Origin of the sequence: Actinomadura bangladeshensis (assembly GCF_004348335.1) — a bacterium.
Taxonomy (GTDB): domain Bacteria; phylum Actinomycetota; class Actinomycetes; order Streptosporangiales; family Streptosporangiaceae; genus Spirillospora; species Spirillospora bangladeshensis.
This window is the reverse complement of the sequence record NZ_SMJW01000544.1, coordinates 1-1,353: the sequence shown is the minus strand read 5'-3', so window position 1 is coordinate 1,353 and position 1,353 is coordinate 1. Positions and strand designations below refer to the sequence as shown.

The window sequence follows — 1,353 nt, the reverse complement described above, 5'->3', positions numbered from 1 at the left end:
GCCGGGGGCGTGCGCGGTGCCGTTCGGCTGGGGTTCGCTCATGGGGGTCAAGGCTATCGGCGGGCGCGGTGCGGTCGGGCCGCGGCGGCCGCGGTCCGGCCGTCGCCGGTCAGATTCCGGTGAAGGCGCGGTCGACGTCGGAGACGGCGAGGACGCCGTAGACGCGGCCGTCGGGTTCGACGAGGAGGTACTCCGACGCGGGGGCGCGGCGGAGGGCGTCGAGGAGGTCGTCGCCGGTGATGTCGGCCGGGAGGGTGAGGTCGTCGTGGATGCCGCGCGAGAGCTCGCCGACGCTGATCCAGGGGCGGCGGTGCTCGGGGGTGGCGGTGACGGCCTTCTCGCTGACGAGGCCGAGGGGGCGCCCGTCGTGGTCGGCGATGACGATGGCGCCGGCGTGGTCGGCGTGGGCGCGGCGGACGGCCTCGGCGAGGGGCGTGTCGGCGGTGACGAGGGCGGCGCGGCGGGCGAGGCCGCGGGCCGACAGCAGGGGGATGCGGGCGCGGACGCGCTCGGCGCGGATGGCCTGGGTGGCGCCGACCCAGATGAAGGAGGCGATGAGGGCCGACCACAGGAGGGCGAGCCAGCCGATGCCGCCGTCGTCGGCGGTGGTGGTGTAGGTGGCGAGGTAGGCGCCGGCGACCAGGCAGCCGATGGCGACGGCGCGGCCGACCCAGCCGGCGATGATGCCGCCGCTGCGGCTGCGCCCGGTGACCTTCCAGACGGCGGCGCGGACGAGGCGCCCGCCGTCGAGGGGCAGGCCGGGCAGGAGGTTGAACAGCCCGACGAGCAGGTTGGCGAAGGTGAGCGCTTCGAGGAGGAGCAGCGCGACGTCGGGGAGCGCGAGGGTGGCGTGGGCGAGGAGGCCGAGCCCGGCGAGGACGAGGTTGGTGAGCGGGCCGGCGAAGGCGATGAGGAATTCGCGGCCCGGGGTGGGGGCCTCGCGTTCGATGGCGGTCTCGCCGCCGAGGACGTGCAGGGTGACCGAGCGCACGGGCAGCCCGAAGAGGCGGGCGGTGACGGCGTGGCTGAGTTCGTGCACGAAGACCGAGCCGTAGAGGAGGACCGCGTAGGTGAAGGCGACGAGGTAGCTCAGGGGGCGCTCGACGACGTCGTTGACCTGGCCTTCGAACATGACGGTGACGAGGACGGCGACCAGGAACCAGCTGGGTGAGACGTAGACGGGGACGCCGAGGACGCGGCCCATGGAGAGGCCGGGTCGCGAGGTGCGGCCGTCGTCGGGACCGGGGGCCCCGGCTGGTGTCCTGCCCTGGGTCGGGGGCGCGCTGTGTGTCACGCCTTCGATGCTACGGCCCCGGGGAGGGGCCCGTGCCTGCCGATGGGCGGGGGCAGGCG

General features: G+C 75.3%; 1 protein-coding gene. It reads right to left on the bottom strand.

Features of this window, described 5'->3' with window-relative positions; genetic code table 11:
* Nucleotides 1–109 precede the first annotated feature (109 nt).
* Nucleotides 110–1,294 carry a site-2 protease family protein gene (locus E1284_RS40745; protein ID WP_243715064.1) on the bottom strand — a complete coding sequence of 395 codons (1,185 nt, stop codon included), beginning with the start codon at nt 1,292–1,294 and terminating at the stop codon, nt 110–112.
* Nucleotides 1,295–1,353: the final 59 nt, after the last annotated feature.